The organism is Bacillus sp. EE-W1, from assembly GCF_009760835.1.
Lineage (GTDB): Bacteria > Bacillota > Bacilli > Bacillales > Bacillaceae_G > Bacillus_A > Bacillus_A wiedmannii.
On sequence record NZ_WIPE01000069.1, the window covers coordinates 62,140 to 62,459 of the forward strand.

The following is a 320-nucleotide window of genomic DNA, read 5'->3' on the forward strand; positions in this document are numbered from 1 at the left end:
GATGACATTTACGACCGTTCTTTTTGAGCAATAGATAAAGACGATGCAAAATTTTTAAAAGCTCTTCTGTGCCAATAGCTATCGCTTGAAACAGTAACGGAAAGTAACCTTTAATCATATAAATCGCTTTATATTCACTCAGCTCTTGCTTTGTTTTTTCAAGCAGAAACTGTCGCATTTGAAACATCGTGGAGGAACAGAGGAGAATGCTAATTAATTGTCCATATAAATGGCACTCTAGGCGTTCTCTTTTTATATTTTGGCATTCATTAATTTCAAAGAATGACTCCCACGTTTTAAACAAAATTTCAATCTGCCAA

At 34.4% G+C, this 320-nt stretch carries 1 pseudogene; it reads right to left on the reverse strand.

The window, feature by feature from the left end:
• Positions 1 to 320: pseudogene (locus GFJ36_RS16920) on the reverse strand (IS4 family transposase); the annotation flags it as partial.